Source organism: Streptomyces candidus, from assembly GCF_014207445.1.
GTDB lineage: Bacteria > Actinomycetota > Actinomycetes > Streptomycetales > Streptomycetaceae > Streptomyces > Streptomyces candidus.
The window spans coordinates 221,967-240,726 of sequence record NZ_JACHEM010000008.1; the positions used below are offsets into that span (position 1 = coordinate 221,967).

Below are 18,760 nucleotides of genomic sequence, written 5' to 3' on the forward strand. Positions count from 1 at the left end.
CCACCGCCGCCGGGTTGTCGTCGGGCAAGCCAACCAGTTGTTCGTACGTCCACTGTTGTAGCCCTCTGAGGATCCAGACGCCGAGACACCGATGGCCGGTCACGAAATTCCCGAACCCGCGGACCGCAAGCAGGTCGCCGATCCGCGCGCCGAACGCGGCGCCGAGCCGAGCGGCGACCTCTACGCGCTGCCGGAGCCGCGGCACGCCTGCGATCCCGCCTTCCGGCACGGTGTCGTCGTCGGTTTCGACGGCTCCACGTCCAGCGAGCGGGCCCTCGCGTACGCGATCGGCATGGCCAGGCGGCTCGGTCAGGGCCTGATCATCGTGCACGTCGCCAACCGGCTGCCGACGACCGTGTGGGCGGGCTGCGAGCCGCCGGTCTTCGTCGACGTGCCGGACCACCGCACCGAGGTGCTCGGGCTCGAACTCGCCTGCGCGGACTACCTCGCCGAGGTGCCCTGGATCCTGGTCGAGCGCGGCGGCGACATCTGCCACGAGCTGGAGGAGGTCGGCCGGGAGTACGAGGCCGACGCGATCGTGGTGGGTTCCACGCACGGCCTCGTGGGGCGGCTCTTCGGCTCGGTGGCGGGCCGGCTGGCGAAGCGGGCCCAGCGCCCGGTCGTGGTCATTCCGTAACGCCCACGGGATGGCGCGACGGCCCCTGGCCTCCGTGACGCGCCCGGGTTTCCGTGCCGCCCCCAAGGTTTCGTCATGCGCTCCGGTGCGCCCGTAGCGCCCTCAAGGATGTTCTGACGCCCGAACGGGCCCCGCACGCCGTGGCGGCGGTGCGGGGCCCTGCTCGTGTGCGGGGGTGCGGGACCCGGGGCTATTCGACCGTGACGGACTTCGCCAGGTTGCGCGGCTTGTCGATGTCGCGGCCCATCGCCAGCGCGGTGTGGTAGGCCAGGAGCTGGAGCGGGATGCCCATCAGGATCGGGTCCAGTTCCGGCTCGTTCTTGGGCACCACGAGGGTGTGGTCGGCCTTCTCCTGCTCGCGGTGGGCGACCGCCAGGATCCGGCCGCTGCGGGCCTTGATCTCTTCGAGGGCGGCGCGGTTCTTCTCCAGCAGGTCGTCGTCCGGGACGATCGCCACGGTCGGCAGGGCGGGCTCGATGAGGGCCAGCGGGCCGTGCTTGAGCTCGGAGGCCGGGTAGGCCTCGGCGTGGATGTAGGAGATCTCCTTGAGCTTCAGGGAGGCCTCCAGGGCGACCGGGTAGCCGCGCACGCGCCCGATGAACATCATCGACTGGGCACCCGCGTAGGCCTCCGCGACCTCCTTGATCCGGTCCTCGGTCCGCAGGATCTCGGCGATCTGCTCGGGCAGCTTGCGCAGGCCCTCGATGATCCGCTTGCCGTCGGAGACGGACAGGTCGCGGATGCGGCCCAGGTGCAGGGCGAGGAGCGCGAAGGCGACGACGGTGTTGGTGAAGCACTTGGTGGAGACGACGCAGACCTCGGGGCCCGCGTGCACGTACACGCCGCCGTCGGCCTCGCGGGCGATGGCGGAGCCGACCACGTTGACGACGCCCAGCACCCGGGCGCCCTTGCGCTTCAGCTCCTGCACGGCGGCGAGCACGTCGTACGTCTCACCGGACTGGGAGACGGCGATGTACAGGGTGTCGGGGTCCACGACCGGGTTGCGGTAGCGGAACTCCGAGGCGGGCTCGGCGTCGGCGGGGATGCGGGCCAGGGACTCGATGAGCCCGGCGCCGATCAGACCCGCGTGGTACGAGGTGCCGCAGCCCAGGATCTTGATCCGGCGCACGCCGCGGGCCTCGCGGGCGTCCAGGTTGAGACCCCCCAGGTGCACGGTGGAGAAGCGGTCGTCGATCCGGCCGCGCAGCACGCGGTCCACGGCGTCGGCCTGCTCGCTGATCTCCTTGTGCATGTACGTGTCGTGGCCGCCCATGTCGTACGACTCGGCCTCCCACTCCACGGTGGTCGGCGTCGCCGAGGTGGTCGAGCCCTCGGTGGTGTACGTGCGGAAGTCGTCGGCCTTCAGCGTGGCCATCTCGCCGTCGTCGAGGGTGACGATCTGGCGGGTGTGCGAGACGAGCGCGGCGACGTCGGAGGCGACGAACATCTCCTTCTCGCCGATGCCCAGGACGACCGGGGAGCCGTTGCGCGCGACCACGATGCGGTCGGGGAAGTCGGCGTGCATGACGGCCAGGCCGTACGTGCCCTCGACGTGGCGGAGGGCCTCGCGGACCTTCTCCTCCAGCGTCTCGGCCTGGGCGCGGGCGATCAGGTGGACGACCGTCTCGGTGTCGGTCTCGGAGGCGAAGACGACGCCGTCGGCGGTCAGCTTGGCGCGCAGGTCGTCGGCGTTGTCGATGATGCCGTTGTGGACGACGGCGACCTTGCCCTCGGTGTCCAGGTGCGGGTGCGAGTTGTCGTCGGAGGGGGCGCCGTGGGTGGCCCAGCGGGTGTGCGCGATGCCGGTGGTGCCCGCGAAACGCTTGGGGACCCTGGCCTCCAGGTCGCGGACCCGTCCCTTGGCCTTGACCATGCGCAGACCGGCGGCCTTGGGGCTGGTGATGACGATGCCCGCCGAGTCGTATCCCCGGTACTCCAGGCGCTGGAGGCCTTCCAGGAGCAGGGGGGCGACGTCCCGCTTGCCGATGTAACCGACGATTCCGCACATAAAGACTGTCCTCCGAGTGGTGTGGGGTGCTGCCTGCTGCCTGACCGCGGCAGGTTCAGCCGTAGACGATGCGGCGCAGCTGCCGGAGCGAGAGCTCCGGCGGTGCGACCGCGCGGTGCGGCAGTTCGGCCGCGATCCGCTCGAAGATCTCCGTGTTCACGGCGCCGCCGGCCTGCAGCTCGCGGTGGCGGCGCCGGACGAAGTCCTCGGTCGTCTCGTCGAAGTAGGCCAGTACGTCGAGCACGACCCGGGCCGCCTCGCCGCGCGGCAGCGCGGTGGAGCGGACCAGATGGTCGACGAGGTCGTCGTGGGACGACGTGGGAGACGTACGGCGTTCGAGCACCCGTTGATACTGGGGCAGACGGCGACTCTATGCAAGAATCCTGCCCGATATCGGGCAGGATTCTCCTTGATCGCCCCACGAATGGCCGTTGGTCTGGACTAAAGCCGCTTCAGTACCGCCTGCTTGGCGAGCGTGAACTCCTCGTCGGTGAGGACCCCCGCCCGGTGCAGCTCGCCCAGCTCGCGCAGCCGTCGCAGCAGCGCGTCGTGGTCGTCGGCGGCCGGGGCGGAGTGCTTGTCCAGTACTGGTACGGATCCGGTCGGCGCCGCCGGGTGCGGGAGGCGGACGAGCACGGCGGCGGCCACCAGTGCGGCCGTGTACTCCTTCTTCGACAGCCCCCACAGGTCCACCGCGCACGGGTCGTACTTGGGTGCCGGGACCTTGCCGGTGGGCCGGCCGGTGCGGAAGCGGAGGTAGCCGTTCTCCAGGCCCATCGCGGGCAGCCACTCCACACCGGTGATGTCCGACAGCGGCACGGTGGACGGCCCGCCCGAGGACTTGGACTCCTCGGCCTTCCAGTTCCACGTCAGCCGCACCGCCTCCCCGTCGAAGGAGGCCGTCCCGTCCCCGCCGCCGCCCGAGACCGGCACCGAGGGCCCCGGCAGCAGGAAGCGGTCCACCGGGTCGGCGGGCACCTGGTCCAGGAGCAGGGCGTTGCGGACCTCGTCCACGAAGTACTCGGCGACGCCCGTACGGTCCGGCTCGACCGCGAGCCGGTAGGGGTCCGCGCTGTCGCCGAGCCGGCCGTTGGCGGCGAGCAGCAGGGGACATGCCCCTTCCCGCAGGCGCAGCCGCAGTCCACCGCCCTTGCGGCCGGGCTCGTACGCCACCCCCGCCAACGCGCTCAGGGGTACTTCCAGTTCGCCCAGCGCCTGCCGCAGGGGGTGCACCTTGCTGCCGCGGCCGGGGACGATGCGCACCGTCTCCCCGTCGAAGGTCCAGGTGCCGTCCTTCTGGAGAATTTCCGCCATACGGGGGATTCTCCCACCGGGATGGGTGCGATCGAGGGGCGTCGGGGAGACGCTGTGGGACGCACGGGGGATTGGTCTACACCCTTGACCCCGCTGCGACTTGGGCGGTACGCATGTGTCTGCCACGTACGTGCCGAGTACACGCCACAGTTGCGCCGCCCCTTCGAAGGGACCCGCTTGTGAGACACCGTCGTACGATTCCGCGCCTGCTCGCCCCGCTGCTCCTCGTCGCCGCCGTGGGTGTGTCGGGCGTCGGCGCGGCCCCCGCGCCCGAAGCCGCGCCCGCCCCCGCCCCCCGGCCGCTGGGGCAGGTCGTCCCCGCCCCGGCGTCCGTCGCCGCCAGCGGGCCCGGCTACACGATCACGCCCCGCACCGCGATCCGGGTCGGCCACCAGGCCGACGCGAAGAAGGTCGGCGACGCGCTCGCGAAGGTGCTGCGGCCCTCCACCGGGTTCGCGTTGCCCGTCACCGCGTCCGACGGCCGCGACGGCATCCGGCTCAAGCTCAAGCACCGGGACGCCTCCCTCGGCGAGGAGGGCTACAAGCTGGAGTCCGACCGCCACGGGGTCACCGTCACCGCCCGCAGGCCCGCCGGTCTCTTCCACGGCATCCAGACCCTGCGTCAGCAGCTCCCGGCCTCCGTCGAGCGGACGACCCGGCAGCCCGGCCCCTGGCGCATCGCCGGCGGCACGATCAAGGACGTACCGCGCTTCGGGTACCGCGGCGCGATGGTCGACGTCTCCCGCCACTTCTTCGCCGTCGGCCAGCTCAAGCGCTACATGGACCAGCTGGCGCTCTACAAGATCAACAGGCTGCATCTGCACCTGTCCGACGACCAGGGCTGGCGCATCGCCGTCGACTCCTGGCCCCGACTCGCCACGTACGGCGGCTCCACCCAGGTCGGCGGCGGTCCGGGCGGCTACTACACCAAGGCCCAGTACAAGGAGATCCTCCGGTACGCGGCCGACCGCCACATGGAAGTGATCCCGGAGATCGACGTCCCGGGCCACACCAACGCCGCCCTCGCCTCGTACGCCGAACTGAACTGCGACGGCGTCGCCCCGCCGCTCTACACCGGCATCGAGGTCGGCTTCAGTTCGCTGTGCGTCGACAAGCCCCTCACGTACAAGTTCCTGGACGACGTGATCGGCGAGATCGCCCGGATGACGCCCGGCCAGGTCATCCACATCGGCGGCGACGAGGCCCACGCCACGCCGCACGAGGACTACGCGAAGTTCATGGCGAGGGCGCAGGCCATCGTCGGCAAGTACGGCAAGACGGTGATGGGCTGGCACCAGCTCGCCACCGCCGACCCGGCCCCGGGCTCGGTCCTGCAGTACTGGGGCACCGACAAGGAGGCCGGCGAGCGCAAGAAGGTCGCCGACGCCACGCACCGCAACGGAGCGAAGGTCGTCGTCTCCCCGGCCGACCGCAGCTACCTCGACATGAAGTACACCAAGGACACCTCGCTGGGCCTGAAGTGGGCCGGCCTCGTCGAGGTGCAGAAGTCGTACGACTGGAACCCGGGCGCCTACTTCGAGAACGCCGCCCCCGGCTCCGTCATCGGCGTCGAGGCCCCGGTCTGGTCCGAGACGCTCAAGACGTCCGCGGACATCGAGTACATGGCCTTCCCGCGCCTGCCGGGCATCGCGGAACTGGGCTGGTCCCCGGAGTCCGCGCACAACTGGGAGGGGTACCGGACGCGGCTCGCACAGCAGGGGCCGCGGCTCACCGCGCTGGGCATCGACTTCTACCGGTCGCCGCAGGTGCCCTGGGCGAAGGAGTAGCCGAACCCGTGGGGGGAGGGGGCGCGCCGGGACCGTCGGCGCGCCCCCTCCTGCTCGTGGGGCGGGCGCGGGCTACGAGACCTCGTGCTCCGAGGTGGCCTCGCGCAGGCCGTCCTCGGTCAGCCCCTGCCGCCAGTAGCCGGTGAAGGTGACGCGGCGGCGGTCGTAGCCGCGGTCGTTCACGAAGTGGCGGCGCAGCGCACGGACGCAGGAGGCCTCGCCCGCGATCCAGACGTACGGGGCCACCGCGTCCGGGAGTTCGGCGGCGGCGAGCGCCTCGGCGGGGCCGGGTGCCTGCTCGTCCCGTACGAGATAGGTGATCCGGGCGCCTGCCGGGGCCTTCAGTGCGAGCGCGTCCTGCGCGTGCTGCACGGTGATCCACGCCGTGACGGGCATGTCGGCGGGGAGCTGCTCCAGGGCGGCGGACGCGGCGGGCAGGGCCGTCTCGTCGGCCCACAGGACGACCTGGTCGGTGTCGGGGGCGGGGCGGAAGCGGACACCGGTGTTGTCCGGGACGGCCGGGCCGAGGACGGCCACGCGGTGGCCCGGGGCCGCCCGCTCCGCCCAGCGGCAGGCGGGGCCGCCGTCGGGGTGCAGGGCGAAGTCGATGTCGATCTCGGGCGCCGGCTGTGTGCGCTGGGCACGGACGGTGTACGAGCGCATGACCGCGCGGACGTCGGCGTCCATCGTCCGGTACGAGGTGAACCAGTCCGGGTCCGTCTCCGGCGGAAGGATGGGCTCCGGCTGGCCCGGGTGCGGCAGGAAGAGGGAGAGCGACTGGTCCCGGCCGCCGGAGCGGAAGGCGTCAAGACCGTTGCCGCCGTCCCGGCCGTCCCCGCCGAAGGTGACCCGCAGCAGCGAGGGGCTGAGCCGCTCGGTGCGCAGCACGGTCAGGCGGAACATGCGGTACGGGAGCGTCCGGTCGGACTGCGCGTTCTGCGCCGGCTGGTCGGACAGGTCGGTCACGGGCTGCCTCCTGGCGGGGGAGCGGAGCGGTGGGGTGCGACGGCGGGGCGGGTCCGGGCGCGGCGCGCGGTGCGGCGGGGCCGGGGTACGGCGGCGGGGCCGGCCGGGGGGTGCGTGCGCGCCGGGCCCCGCCGAAGCGGGCCGCCCCGGGGTCAGGAGACCTTCTTGGCCGTCTCGATGGCCTTGGCGAGGTCGTCAAGGACCGGCGCGCACTTGGCGTACGAGAAGATCGGCTCGGTGACGCGCGGAATGACCTGACCGGCCTTGACCGCCGGGAGTTGCGCCCAGGTCGGCTTGGCGGTGAGGTCCTTCGGCTGGAGCACGGCCGAGCGGTTGTCCATCATGATCACGTCGGCCTCGTACTTGCCGACCTGCTCCCAGCTCAGGCCCTCGAAGAAGCCCTGGGCGTCCACCTTCGGCTCGACGAACTTCACGCCCAGCTCCTGGAAGTACAGGGTGTCGGCGCTCATCTTCGCGAGCGAGACGTAGAACAGCTCGGCGGACGCCGAACCGATCATGACCTTGATCTCCGGGCGGGCCTTGGCGGCGGCGCGCAGCCGGGCGGCGGCCTTCTCGAAACGGGCCTTCGCGTCGACGGTCGGCTGCGCCTTGAGGTCGGCGCCGAGGGAGGCGGCCAGGCCCGCGTGGCGGGCCAGGGCCTTCTCCATGTTGGTGTTCGACGCCCACAGGGCGACGGAGGGGGCGAGGGAGTCGATCTTCTTCGCGGACTGCTCGGGGACGTACCACAGGACGTCCTTCTCCCACATGGGCGCGATCAGCAGCTCCGGTACGAGCTTGGCGTACTTCTCGACGTTGAACTCGCCGTAGACGTTGCCGATGATCTCCAGCTTGGCGACGTCCATGTCGCCGGCCTGGACGTCGGCCTTGCCGTCCTTGGTCTTCGTCGGACCGAAGACGCCCTTGACCTCGATGCCGTAGTCGTACAGGGCGGCGGCCGTGCCGGTGAAGGCGACGATGTTCTTCGGGACGGCCTTCGTCTCGACCTTCCGGCCGCGGTCGTCGGTGAAGGACCACGGGCCGGACTTCTCGGCGGCCTTCTCTGCCTTGCCGCCGGAGGTCTTCTCGCCGCCGCACGCGGCCAGTGCGGCGCCGGCGCCGAGCGCACCGCCGACGGCGAGCAGGCCGCGACGGGTGGGACGGGAGAGGCGGGACTGGGAGGGCATGGCGACTCGGCTTTCGTACGGGCGGAACAGCGGATCCTCCGGACGCTTTCCGGAAGCTTTGCGGGAAGGTTAGCCTAACCTTCCCAGTGGCTGGAAAGTGCCGTCCCTGTTCCGCCCGTACGCGGGCTCCGCACCGGTTACGCGTTCATCCCCAGCTCCCGCGCGATCAGCATCCGCTGCACCTCGCTCGTGCCCTCGCCGATCTCCAGGATCTTCGAGTCGCGCCACATGCGGGCCACCGGGTACTCGTTCATGAAGCCGTATCCGCCGTGGATCTGGGTGGCCTCGCGGGCGTTGTCGACGGCGACCGTGGAGGAGTACAGCTTCGCGATGGCCGCCTCCTTCTTGAACGGCTCGCCGTTGACCAGGCGCGACGCGGCGTCGTGCCAGCCGATGCGTGCCATGTGGGCGCGCATCTCCATGTCGGCGATCTTGAACTGGACGGCCTGGTTGTCGCCGATGGGCTTGCCGAACGCGTGACGCTCCGCGGCGTACTTCAGCGACTCGTCCACACAGCCCTGCGCGAGTCCGGTGGCCAGTGCGGAGATGGCGACCCGGCCCTCGTCGAGGATGCGCAGGAACTGGGCGTAGCCGCGGCCCTCCTCGCCGAGCAGGTTGGCGGCCGGGACCCGTACGTCCGAGAAGGACAGCTCCCGGGTGTCCGACGCGTTCCAGCCGACCTTCGAATAGGGGGCGGCGACGGTGAAGCCCGGGGTGCCGGAGGGGACGATGATCGAGGAGATCAGCGGCTTTCCGTCCGGCTTGCGGCCGGTGACCGCGGTGACCGTCACCAGTGCGGTGATGTCGGTGCCGGAATTGGTGATGAAGCACTTGGAGCCGTTGATCACCCACTCGTCGCCGTCGCGGACGGCGGTCGTCCGGGTGCCGCCCGCGTCCGAGCCCGCGCCCGGCTCCGTGAGGCCGAACGCGCCGAGCGCCTCGCCCGCGCACAGCTTCGGCAGCCACTGCCGCTTCTGCTCCTCCGTGCCGAACCGGAAGACCGGCATCGCGCCGAGCGAGACCCCCGCCTCCAGCGTGATCGCCACCGACGAGTCCACCCGGGCCAGTTCCTCCAGCGCGATGCCCAGGGCCAGGTAGTCGCCGCCCATGCCGCCGTACTCCTCCGGGAACGGCAGTCCGAACAGACCCATGCGGCCCATCTCGCGCACGATCTCGTACGGGAACTCGTGCCGCTCGTACAGGTCGCCGATCTTCGGGGCGACGACGTCGTGCGCGAACTCCTCGACAGTGCGGCGGAGTTCTTCGTGCTCGGAGCTGAGGCGGTGGTCCATCTGGCTGCTCATTCCTGGTGAGAGAGGGCGCGGACGGTGCGGGACGGGCTGGGCCGGCCCAGTTGCTCCGCCATCCACACGCTTGTGGCGGTGAGGCGGGCGAGGTCGACCCCGGTGTCGATGCCGAGGCCGTGCAGCATCCAGACGAGGTCTTCGGTGGCGAGGTTGCCGGTGGCGGACTTGGCGTACGGGCAGCCGCCGAGCCCTCCGGCGGAGGCGTCGACGGTGGTGACGCCGTGCCGGAGTGCGGCCAGGGTGTTGGACAGGGCCTGGCCGTAGGTGTCGTGGAAGTGCACGCCGATGCGGTCGGTGGCGATGCCGGCGCCCGTCAAGTCGCCGAGCAATGCGGTCACTTGGCCGGGGGTGGCGACGCCGATCGTGTCGCCGAGGGAGAGCTCGTCGCACCCCATGTCGGTCAGGCGACGGGACACGGCCACCACCTGGGCGGCCGGAACCGGGCCCTCCCAGGGGTCGCCGAAGCACATGGAGAGATAGCCGCGCACCCGCGCACCCGCCGCCTTCGCACGGGTGACGACCGGCTCGAACATGGCGAGTGCCTCGTCGACCGTCCGGTTGAGGTTGGCCCTGGCGAACGACTCGGTGGCGCTGGCGAACACGGCGACGTCGCGCGCGCCCAGGGCGAGCGCGCGGTCCAGGCCCCGCTCATTGGGGACGAGGACGGGCAGCCTCGTGCTGCCCGCGAGGTCGCCGAGCTGCGGGAACAGCGCCTCGGCGTCCGCGAGTTGGGGCACCCATTTGGGGTGGACGAAGCTGGTGGCCTCGATCGTGGCCAGGCCGGCGGCGGCCAGCCGGTGGATGAACTCCGCCTTCACTCCGGTGGGGACGGCCGTCTTCTCGTTCTGCAGGCCGTCGCGGGCGCCGACCTCGTAAATGCGCACGCGGGCGGGCAGTTCGGGGTCCCGTACGGTCATGGGCAGGCCGTGTGTCACGACTCCTCCTCGGGGGCGACGACCGCCAGGACCTGGTCCATGGCGACGGTGGCACCGGCCCGCACGTCGAGTTCGGTGACGGTGCCGGCGTGCGGGGCGGAGATGACGTGCTCCATCTTCATCGCCTCCACGACCAGCAGGCTCTGCCCCGCCGCCACGTGCTCGCCCACGGCCACCTTGACGACGGTGACCGTGCCGGGCATCGGCGCGGTCAGGGCGTCGAGGCCCGAGTGCGCGGCGCCGGAGAGGGTGGCGGCGACGGGGTCGTACGTCTGGACGTGCCAGGCGTCGCCGTCCCGTCCCAGCCAGACGCCGTCGGGCGACGCGGCGGTGCGGAAGGTGTGGGTGAGACCGTCCAGTTCCACGGTCACCCGGCCGGGCTCCACCCGGTGCACGCCCCGGGCCACGTGCGTGACGGGTTCAAGTCCCGGCACTCGCAGCCAGTGGGACACCGGCGCGGGCACGCCGCCCATCCGCCACCCGTCGAGGACGGAGAACGGGTCGACCCACCCCCCGGCGTCGGGACGCGGCGTCCGGGCGTCCTCGGCGACGGCGACCGCCGCCTCGTACACCTCCTGCGGCACGCCGTCGCCGGTCAGCGACTCCGCGTCCCGTTCCACCAGGCCGGTGTCCAGATCGCCCGCGATCACGTCCGGGTGGGCGAGGAGCCTGCGCAGGAAGCCCGCGTTGGTCTGGACGCCGAGCGTCACGGTGTCCGCGAGGGCCGCGCGCAGCTTGCGCAGGGCACTCGTCCGGTCGGGCCCGTACGCGATGACCTTCGACAGCATCGGGTCGTACAGGCTGCCGATCTCGGTGCCGACGGAGAGCCCCGAGTCGGTGCGGACGCCGTCGCCCTGCGGTTCGTGCAGGGCCAGGACCGTGCCGCCGGACGGGAGGAAGCCGCGCGCGCCCGCTTTCACGGACACGGTCTCGGCGCAGACGCGGGCCTCGATCGCGTGCCCGGTGAGGGCGATGTCGCTCTGGGCGAAGGGGAGCGGGGCCCCCGACGCCACCCGGAGCTGCCACTCCACCAGGTCGATGCCCGTGATCAGTTCGGTGACCGGGTGCTCGACCTGGAGACGGGTATTCATCTCCATGAAGTAGTACGAGGCCGGGTCGTCGCCCGGGACGATGAACTCGACCGTGCCGGCCCCCGAGTACCCGCAGGACCGCGCCGCCTGGACCGCCGCCTCGCCCATCGCGGCCCGGGTCGCCTCGTCGAGCAGGACCGACGGGGCCTCCTCGATGATCTTCTGGTGGCGGCGCTGGAGCGAGCACTCGCGCTCACCGAGGTGGACGACGTTGCCGTGGCCGTCGGCCAGTACCTGGATCTCGATGTGGCGGGGACGGTCGATCCACCGCTCCACCAGCAGGGTGTCGTCGCCGAAGGAGGAGCGGGCCTCGCGGCGGGCGGCGGCGATCTCGTCGGCGAGCAGGGCCTCGTCCCGGACCAGCCGCATGCCCTTGCCGCCGCCGCCGGCCGACGGCTTGAGGAGCACCGGCATGCCGATCTCCCGCGCGGCGTCGCGCAGTTGGGCGTCCGTCAGTCCGGAGCCCGACGAGCCCGGTACCACCGGGACGCCCGCCGCCCGCACCGTCGCCTTCGCGCGGATCTTGTCGCCCATGAGGGAGATCGCGGACGCGGGCGGGCCGATGAACACGAGCCCGGCCGACGCGCACTTGGCGGCGAACTCGGCGTTCTCCGCGAGGAAGCCGTACCCCGGGTGGATCGCCTGCGCGCCCGTGCGCACGGCCGCCTCGATCAGTCTGTCGGCGCGCAGGTAGCTCTCGGCGGCGGCGGGCGGGCCGATGCGTACCGCCGTGTCAGCCGCGCGTACGTGCCGGGCGTCCGCGTCGGCGTCGCTGAAGACGGCCACGGAGCGGATGCCCAGCTCACGGAGGGTGCGGATGACGCGAACCGCGATCTCGCCCCGGTTGGCGACCAGAACCGTGTCAAACAAGGAAGTCATCACTTCTCACATCCGGAAGACGCCGAAGGCGGGGTCGGCGAGCGGGGCGTTGGCGCAGGCGGTGAGGGCGAGGCCGAGGACCTGACGTGTTTCGAGGGGGTCGATGACGCCGTCGTCCCAGAGGCGGGCGGACGCGTAGTAGGCGTTGCCTTGCGTCTCGTACTGGGCGCGGATCGGGTCCTTGAACTCCTCCTCGGCGTCCGCAGGCCACTGCTCGCCCCGGCCCTCGATCTGGTCGCGCTTGACCGTGGCCAGTACGGAAGCGGCCTGCTCGCCGCCCATGACGGAGATCTTCGCGTTGGGCCACATCCACAGGAAGCGGGGGGAGTACGCCCGCCCGCACATCGAGTAGTTGCCCGCGCCGTACGAACCGCCGACGACGACGGTCAGCTTCGGCACCCGCGTGCACGCGACGGCGGTGACCATCTTCGCGCCGTGCTTGGCGATGCCGCCCGCCTCGTAGTCGCGTCCCACCATGAAGCCGGAGATGTTCTGGAGGAAGACCAGCGGAATGCCGCGCTGGTCGCACAGTTCGACGAAGTGCGCGCCCTTCTGGGCGGACTCGGAGAACAGGATGCCGTTGTTGGCGACGATGCCGACCGGGTGTCCGTGGACGCGGGCGAAGCCGGTGATCAGCGTCTGCCCGTACTCCGACTTGAACTCCTGGAAGCGGGAGCCGTCGACGACGCGGGCGATGACCTCGCGGACGTCGTAGGGGGTGCGGGAGTCGACAGGAACGGCGCCGTACAACCCGGCCGGGTCGGCCTTCGGCTCCTCGACCTCCCGTACGGTCCACGGCAATTGAGCCCGAGCGGGGAGCGTCGCGACGATGTTCCGCACGATCCTGAGCGCGTGCGCGTCGTCCTCGGCGAGGTGGTCGGTGACGCCGGACGTACGGGAGTGGATCTCGCCGCCGCCCAGTTCCTCGGCGGTGACGACCTCGCCGGTGGCGGCCTTCACCAGAGGCGGGCCGCCCAGGAAGATCGTGCCCTGGTTCCGGACGATCACGGCCTCGTCGCTCATCGCGGGAACGTAGGCCCCGCCCGCCGTGCACGACCCGAGCACGGCCGCGATCTGAGGGATCCCGGCCCCCGACATCCGGGCCTGGTTGTAGAAGATCCGCCCGAAGTGCTCGCGGTCGGGGAACACCTCGTCCTGCATGGGCAGGAAGGCCCCGCCGGAGTCCACCAGGTACAGGCAGGGGAGGCGGTTCTCCAGCGCCACCTCCTGCGCCCGCAGGTGCTTCTTGACGGTCATCGGGTAGTACGTGCCGCCCTTGACGGTGGCGTCGTTGGCGACGATCACGCACTCGCGCCCGCTGACCCGGCCGATGCCGGCGATCACCCCGGCCGCCGGTGCCTGGTCCTCGTACATCCCGTTCGCGGCGAGCGGGGCCAGCTCCAGGAAGGGCGAGCCCGGGTCGAGAAGGGTGTCCACCCGGTCGCGCGGCAGGAGCTTGCCGCGTGCGACGTGCCGCGCCCGGGACTTCTCGCCACCCCCGAGCCGGGCGGCGGCGAGCCGGGTGCGGAGGTCGTCCGCGAGCTCGCGATGGGCTGCCTCGTTGGCCTGCCAGGCCGCCGACGAGGGATCGGCGGTGCTGGTCAGCACCGGTGCCTGGGGTGGCTGCTGCTGCATTCTGTCGAGCTCCCTTGCCCGCCGGATGTGCGTGCCGCGCGGGCGGGGATGGGTACGCGCCGCGCGCGGTTAGTGACCGTTAACGTCCTTCCGAGGTTAACGAGCGCTAACGGCCCTGTCCAGGGGTGGCCGGGGCGGGCGGAGGGGGAGTTGGCGGGAGGGGCGGGGCGGGTGCCGGGGAAAGGGGTGGACCCGTCATGATCATCGGATGTCCGTGAGCGGACGAGTGGCTGCTGCGCACGTTCACCCTGTGGCGCGGACCGGCCGCCGCCTCCCCGCGACCGGATGACGCACGAGTTAACGAGCGCTAACCGCACGGTCTAGAATGCCCCCATGAGCACCCGAGCCGCCCCCGGCGGAACGTCGCGGGTCGCGGCCCCGACCCGCCGCGAGCAGATCCTCAGGGAAGCCGCGCGCCTCTTCGCCGAGCGCGGCTTCCACGGGGTGGGCGTCGACGAGATAGGCGCGGCGGTCGGCATCAGCGGACCCGGCCTCTACCGCCACTTCGCCGGCAAGGACGCGATGCTCGCGGAACTCCTGGTCGGCATCAGCGAACGCCTCCTGGAGGGCGGTCGGGCCCGGGTGGAGGCCTCGGCGGGAGACCCCGACACCCTCCTCGCCGCCCTCGTCGACGGCCACATCGACTTCGCCCTCGACGACCGCCCCCTCATCACCCTGCACGACCGCGAACTCGACCGCCTGCGCGACGACGACCGGCACCGGGTGCGACAACTCCAGCGCCAGTACGTGGAGTTGTGGGTCGCCACGGTCCGCGATCTGCACCCCGCCACCCCCGAGTCCGAAGCCCGCGCCGCCGTCCACGCCGTCTTCGGCCTGCTCAACTCCACCCCCCACCTGGGCTCGGGCCTCCCGGGCCGGGGTGCGACGGAGGCACTGCTGCGCCGGCTGGCCCACGGGGCGTTCGGGGCGCTGGGCGTGCCGGGCGCCTGAGCGGGGAGCGGGTGACCGCGGCGCGCCGGCCCGGGGGCGCCGAGGGGGTCGGGCCGAGGGAAGCGGCCATGCCGGGGCCGTTGCCGCCCGTGCGCCGTTTCGTCCACCCGCCGGAACTCCCGGCCCGTCCCCGCGCGCGCCCGGCAGAATGGAACGCATGCCGATACTCAGCCGCGCCGCCCTCGTCGACCATCTCGTCCGTACGCGTATCGCCGGGGACGTGGCCACCCCGCGCGACAACAACCTCTCCCACTACCGCAAGCTCGCGAACGGTGACCGCCACTACTGGCTCGGGATCGAGCTGGGGGACCGGTGGGCGGACGAGCAGGACGTGCTCGCCGTGATGGCCGAGCGGTGCGGGGTGAGTGACGACCCGGAGCACCGGCACGGGCAGGACACCATCGACCCCGAGCTGACCGTCGACGCGCTGGACCGGGCGGCGGCGCGGCTGCGCAAGGCGGTGGACGACCGGCAGCGGGTGCTGTTCGCGACCGGGCACCCCGGCTCGCTGCTGAACGTGCACGGGGCGACCGCGCGGGCGCTGCGGGCGGCCGGGTGCGACGTGGTGCGGATTCCCGGCGGGCTGACCGCCGACGAGGGGTTCGTGGTGCAGTTCGCGGACGTGGCGGTCTTTGAACGGGGAGCGACCCTGTGGCACACGCACTCGCCCGCGCCGATGACCGCGATCCTGGACGGGCTGGAGCGCAACGGCGAGGCCCTGCCCGACCTGGTGTTCGCCGACCACGGGTGGGCGGGGTGCGCCGCGCAGCGCGGGGTCGATTCGATCGGCTACGCGGACTGCAACGACCCGGCGCTGTTCCTCGGGGAGGCGGAGGGGGTCATGGCGGTGACCATTCCGCTCGACGACCACGTCGTCGACCCGTACTACTACGAGCCGATGACGGACTACCTGCTGGACGCGGCCGGCCTGCTCTGACCCCGGCGGGGGGTCGGGTCGAGGTAGACGCGGGTGATGGCCGGGTAGCGCTCGCGGAGTTGCTGTTCGGCCTCTTCGCAGGCCCATTCGACCTCGGCGGCGGAGGAGACGTCCCGGAAGTCGATCTTCGCGGCGACGAGGACCTCCGACGGGCCCTGGATGAGGGTGGTGAGGTCGAGGACGTCCTCGATGTGCGGGACGGAGAGGAGTTCCTCCCGTACCCCCGCGCGCATCTCGGCCGGCAGGGCGCGGCCGATGAGGAGCTGGGCGTTGCTGCGGCCCAGCACCCATGCCACGTACACCAGGAGCAGTCCGATGAGCACGGAGGCGAGGCCGTCCCACACGCCGGAACCGGTGAGCTGGCCCATTCCCAGGCCGGCCGCCGCCAGCAGCAGACCGGCCAGGGCCGCCGAGTCCTCCATGACGACCGCCTTGACGGCCGTGTCCGGGGTGAGCCGGAAGTAGCGGCCGGCGGGAACGCCCAGCCGGGCGGCCTCGCCCCGGACCTGCTTGACGCCGGTGCGCAGCGAGTACGCCTCCAGGAGGAAGGCGACGGCCAGGACGATGTAGGAGACAAGCGGGTTCCCGAGCTCCTCACCGTGGGTGAGGGTGTGGATGCCGTCGTAGACCGAGAAGACCGCGCCGCCGACGAAGGTGGCGACGGAGGCGAGCATCGCCCAGATGTACCGCTCCGGGCCGTGCCCCAGCGGGTGCCTGGCGTCGGCGGGTTTGCCGCTGCGTTTGAGCGCGGTGAGCAGGAGGAGTTCGGTGACGGTGTCGGCCACCGAGTGGGCCGCCTCCGACAGCATCGCGCTCGAACCGCTGATCGCGCCCGCGACCGCCTTCGCGACGGCGATGCCGAGGTTGGCGACCGCCGCGACGACGACCGTGAAGGTGCTCTCGCCGCTCTTTTCGCCCGCAGGGGGTTCCTCGCCCTTTTCGCTCATGTATGGACCGTAATACGGGGCGGGCGAAAGGTTCAGCGCGGGACCCGCACCACGCCCTCCTGGATGACGGAGATCGCGAGCCGGCCGTCCTGGGTGTAGATGCGGGCCTGGCCCAGGCCCCGGCCGCCCGACGCGGAGGGCGACTCCTGGTCGTAGAGCAGCCACTCGTCCGCGCGGAACGGGCGGTGGAACCACATCGCGTGGTCCAGCGACGCCCCGACCACGTCGCCCGTCGCCCAGCCGCCCCGGCCGTGCGCCAGCAGGACGGAGTCCAGGAGGGTCATGTCGGAGACGTACGTGGCGAGGCAGACGTGCAGCAGGGGGTCGTCGGCGAGCTTGCCGTTGGTACGGAACCACACCTGGGAGCGGGGCTCGCGGGGCTCACCGGCCGTGGCGTACGGGGGCGGGCCGACGTACCGCAGGTCGATCGCCGCACGGGCCTCCAGGATGCGGTCGGCGGCGCTCGGGTCGAGGAAGCGGTCCGCGTACCGGGGCAGGGTCTGGGCCGAGGTGGGCAGGGCCTCCGGGTCCGGGGCGGCGGGCATCGCCGCCTGGTGCTCCAGGCCCTCCTCGTACGTCTGGAAGGACGCCGAGAGGTGGAAGACCGGGTGCCCGTGCTGCACGGCGACGACCCGGCGCGTGGTGAAGGAGCGGCCGTCGCGGATCCGGTCGACGGTGTAGACGATCGGTGCGGCCGGGTCGCCCGCGCGCAGGAAGTACGCGTGCAGCGAGTGCGGGAGCCGGTCCGCTGGGACCGTCCGGCCGGCGGCGACCAGGGCCTGCGCGGCGACCTGGCCGCCGAAGACGCGGGGGACGACCGCCGAGCGGCTCACGCCCCGGAAGATGTCCTGCTCGATCTGCTCCAGGTCGAGCAGATCGAGCAGGGCGTCAAGTGCCTCTCGGGGGTGCGGGGGGTGTCCCCCGGGAGATGAGTGCGACATGGTCGAGTTGTAGCAGGTGAGTGCTACAGGCCCATGTCCTTGGCAATGATCATCTTCATGACCTCGCTGGTGCCGCCGTAGATCCGGTTCACGCGGTTGTCGGCGTACAGGCGGGCGATCGGGTACTCGTTCATGAAGCCGTAACCGCCGTGCAGCTGGAGGCACTTGTCGATCACGCGGTGTGCGACCTCGGTGGTGAACAGCTTCGCCGACGCGGCCTCCGCGGCCGTCAGCTCACCGGCGTCCAGCGCCTCCAGGGCGCGGTCGGCGACCGCCTCCGCGGCGTCCACCTCGGCCTGGCAGGCTGCCAGCTCGAACTTGGTGTTCTGGAACGCGGCGACCGGCTTGCCGAAGACGGTGCGCTCCTGCACGTACTGCTTGGCGAAGCGGACGGCCGCCTTCGCCTGGGCGTACGCGCCGAACGCGATGCCCCAGCGCTCGGACGCCAGATTGTGGCCCAGGTAGCCGAAGCCCTTGTTCTCCTCGCCCAGCAGGTCCTCCACCGGCACCTTCACGTCGACGAACGCCAGCTCGGCGGTGTCGGAGGTGCGCAGGCCCAGCTTGTCCAGCTTGCGGCCGATGGAGTAGCCCTCGGACTTGGTGTCCACGGCGAACAGGGAGATGCCGAAGCGGCGGTCGTCCTCGCGCGGGGCGGAGGTACGGGCGCAGACGATCACGCGGTCCGCGTGCACGCCACCCGTGATGAAGGTCTTCGCGCCGTTGAGGACGTAGTGCGTGCCGTCCTCGGAGAGCTTCGCGGTGGTCTTCATGCCCGCGACGTCCGAGCCGGTGCCCGGCTCCGTCATGGCGAGCGCCCACATCTCCTCGCCGGAGACGAACTTCTCCAGGTAGCGCTTCTTCTGCTCGTCGGTGGCGAGCATCTTGAGGTACGGGAGGGCGAGGAGCACGTGCACCCCGGAGCCGCCGAAGGTGACGCCCGCGCGCGCGGTCTCCTCGTACAGCACCGCTTCGAACTTGTGCGTGTCCAGGCCCGCGCCGCCGAACTCCTCGGGCACGTTGATGCCGAAGACGCCCAGCTCGCCGAGCTTGTAGTAGAACTCGCGCGGCGCCTGACCCGCGGCGAACCACTCGTCGTACACGGGGACGACCTCGGCCTCGATGAAGGCCCGGATGGTGTCCCGGAACGCCTCGTGGTCCTCGTTGAATACGGTACGGCGCACGGGAACGCCTCCTTCGGAGCTCGGGGAGCGGCGGCGCTAAGCGCTTGCTCAGCTGTCTGG

General features: G+C 71.7%; 16 protein-coding genes. 4 read left to right on the forward strand and 12 right to left on the reverse strand.

Going from position 1 to position 18,760, the window contains the following annotated elements:
- The first annotated feature begins 91 nt into the window (after positions 1 to 91).
- Positions 92 to 637 carry a universal stress protein gene (locus HNQ79_RS17270; protein ID WP_185031951.1) on the forward strand — a complete coding sequence of 182 codons (546 nt, stop codon included), beginning with the start codon at positions 92 to 94 and terminating at the stop codon, positions 635 to 637.
- A gap of 190 nt (positions 638 to 827) precedes the next feature.
- On the opposite strand, the gene glmS is transcribed toward HNQ79_RS17270, so the two are convergent.
- From glmS to HNQ79_RS17285, 3 genes are all read right to left on the reverse strand, one after another.
- On the reverse strand, positions 828 to 2,645 hold the full coding sequence (glmS, locus tag HNQ79_RS17275; RefSeq protein WP_185031954.1) for a glutamine--fructose-6-phosphate transaminase (isomerizing): 1,818 nt from the start codon (positions 2,643 to 2,645) through the stop codon (positions 828 to 830).
- 55 nt (positions 2,646 to 2,700) lie between these two features.
- Positions 2,701 to 2,988, reverse strand: coding sequence for a hypothetical protein (locus tag HNQ79_RS17280; RefSeq protein WP_185031956.1), 288 nt, complete (start codon positions 2,986 to 2,988; stop codon positions 2,701 to 2,703).
- A 98-nt stretch (positions 2,989 to 3,086) separates the two neighbouring features.
- Entirely contained in the window at positions 3,087 to 3,959 is an 873-nt protein-coding gene (locus tag HNQ79_RS17285) for a DUF4429 domain-containing protein (protein WP_185031958.1), read from the reverse strand.
- Positions 3,960 to 4,138: 179 nt separating this feature from the next.
- On the opposite strand from HNQ79_RS17285, the gene HNQ79_RS17290 reads away from it, so the two are divergent.
- Positions 4,139 to 5,746: a beta-N-acetylhexosaminidase gene (locus HNQ79_RS17290; protein WP_229923125.1), complete on the forward strand. Its 1,608-nt coding sequence runs from the start codon at positions 4,139 to 4,141 to the stop codon at positions 5,744 to 5,746.
- Positions 5,747 to 5,818: 72 nt separating this feature from the next.
- Here HNQ79_RS17290 and HNQ79_RS17295 read toward each other — a convergent pair whose 3' ends face one another.
- The 6 genes from HNQ79_RS17295 to HNQ79_RS17320 form a co-directional block, all read right to left on the reverse strand.
- Entirely contained in the window at positions 5,819 to 6,649 is an 831-nt protein-coding gene (locus HNQ79_RS17295) for a siderophore-interacting protein (protein ID WP_185032155.1), read from the reverse strand.
- Between the two features lie 215 nt (positions 6,650 to 6,864).
- Positions 6,865 to 7,896 (reverse strand): ABC transporter substrate-binding protein, encoded by a 1,032-nt coding sequence (locus HNQ79_RS17300; protein WP_185031962.1) that lies wholly within the window; start codon positions 7,894 to 7,896, stop codon positions 6,865 to 6,867.
- Positions 7,897 to 8,033: 137 nt separating this feature from the next.
- On the reverse strand, positions 8,034 to 9,188 hold the full coding sequence (locus tag HNQ79_RS17305) for an acyl-CoA dehydrogenase family protein (RefSeq protein ID WP_185031964.1): 1,155 nt from the start codon (positions 9,186 to 9,188) through the stop codon (positions 8,034 to 8,036).
- Positions 9,189 to 9,196: 8 nt separating this feature from the next.
- The gene (locus tag HNQ79_RS17310; protein WP_185032157.1) at positions 9,197 to 10,120 is read right to left on the reverse strand and encodes a hydroxymethylglutaryl-CoA lyase; all 924 of its coding nucleotides are present in this window, start codon (positions 10,118 to 10,120) and stop codon (positions 9,197 to 9,199) included.
- Positions 10,121 to 10,134: 14 nt separating this feature from the next.
- Positions 10,135 to 12,108: an acetyl-CoA carboxylase biotin carboxylase subunit gene (locus HNQ79_RS17315; protein WP_185031966.1), complete on the reverse strand. Its 1,974-nt coding sequence runs from the start codon at positions 12,106 to 12,108 to the stop codon at positions 10,135 to 10,137.
- Between the two features lie 6 nt (positions 12,109 to 12,114).
- On the reverse strand, positions 12,115 to 13,743 hold the full coding sequence (locus tag HNQ79_RS17320; protein WP_185031968.1) for a carboxyl transferase domain-containing protein: 1,629 nt from the start codon (positions 13,741 to 13,743) through the stop codon (positions 12,115 to 12,117).
- A 333-nt stretch (positions 13,744 to 14,076) separates the two neighbouring features.
- On the opposite strand from HNQ79_RS17320, the gene HNQ79_RS17325 reads away from it, so the two are divergent.
- A complete protein-coding gene (locus HNQ79_RS17325; protein WP_185031970.1) occupies positions 14,077 to 14,694 on the forward strand; it encodes an SACE_7040 family transcriptional regulator in 618 nt (205 codons plus the stop codon).
- 157 nt (positions 14,695 to 14,851) lie between these two features.
- Positions 14,852 to 15,631 carry a phosphatase gene (locus HNQ79_RS17330; protein WP_185031972.1) on the forward strand — a complete coding sequence of 260 codons (780 nt, stop codon included), beginning with the start codon at positions 14,852 to 14,854 and terminating at the stop codon, positions 15,629 to 15,631.
- Here the strand turns inward: HNQ79_RS17330 and HNQ79_RS17335 are convergent.
- Genes HNQ79_RS17335 through HNQ79_RS17345 form a run of 3 tightly spaced genes read right to left on the reverse strand, consistent with a single transcriptional unit; the run spans position 15,601 to position 18,700 of the window.
- Positions 15,601 to 16,578 carry a cation diffusion facilitator family transporter gene (locus HNQ79_RS17335; RefSeq protein WP_185031974.1) on the reverse strand — a complete coding sequence of 326 codons (978 nt, stop codon included), beginning with the start codon at positions 16,576 to 16,578 and terminating at the stop codon, positions 15,601 to 15,603. The genes HNQ79_RS17330 and HNQ79_RS17335 overlap by 31 nt on opposite strands.
- A gap of 32 nt (positions 16,579 to 16,610) precedes the next feature.
- Positions 16,611 to 17,519, reverse strand: a complete 909-nt coding sequence (gene tesB, locus HNQ79_RS17340) for an acyl-CoA thioesterase II (RefSeq protein ID WP_185031977.1) — start codon at positions 17,517 to 17,519, stop codon at positions 16,611 to 16,613.
- A gap of 23 nt (positions 17,520 to 17,542) precedes the next feature.
- Positions 17,543 to 18,700 (reverse strand): acyl-CoA dehydrogenase family protein, encoded by a 1,158-nt coding sequence (locus tag HNQ79_RS17345; protein WP_185031979.1) that lies wholly within the window; start codon positions 18,698 to 18,700, stop codon positions 17,543 to 17,545.
- Between the last annotated feature and the right edge of the window lie 60 nt (positions 18,701 to 18,760).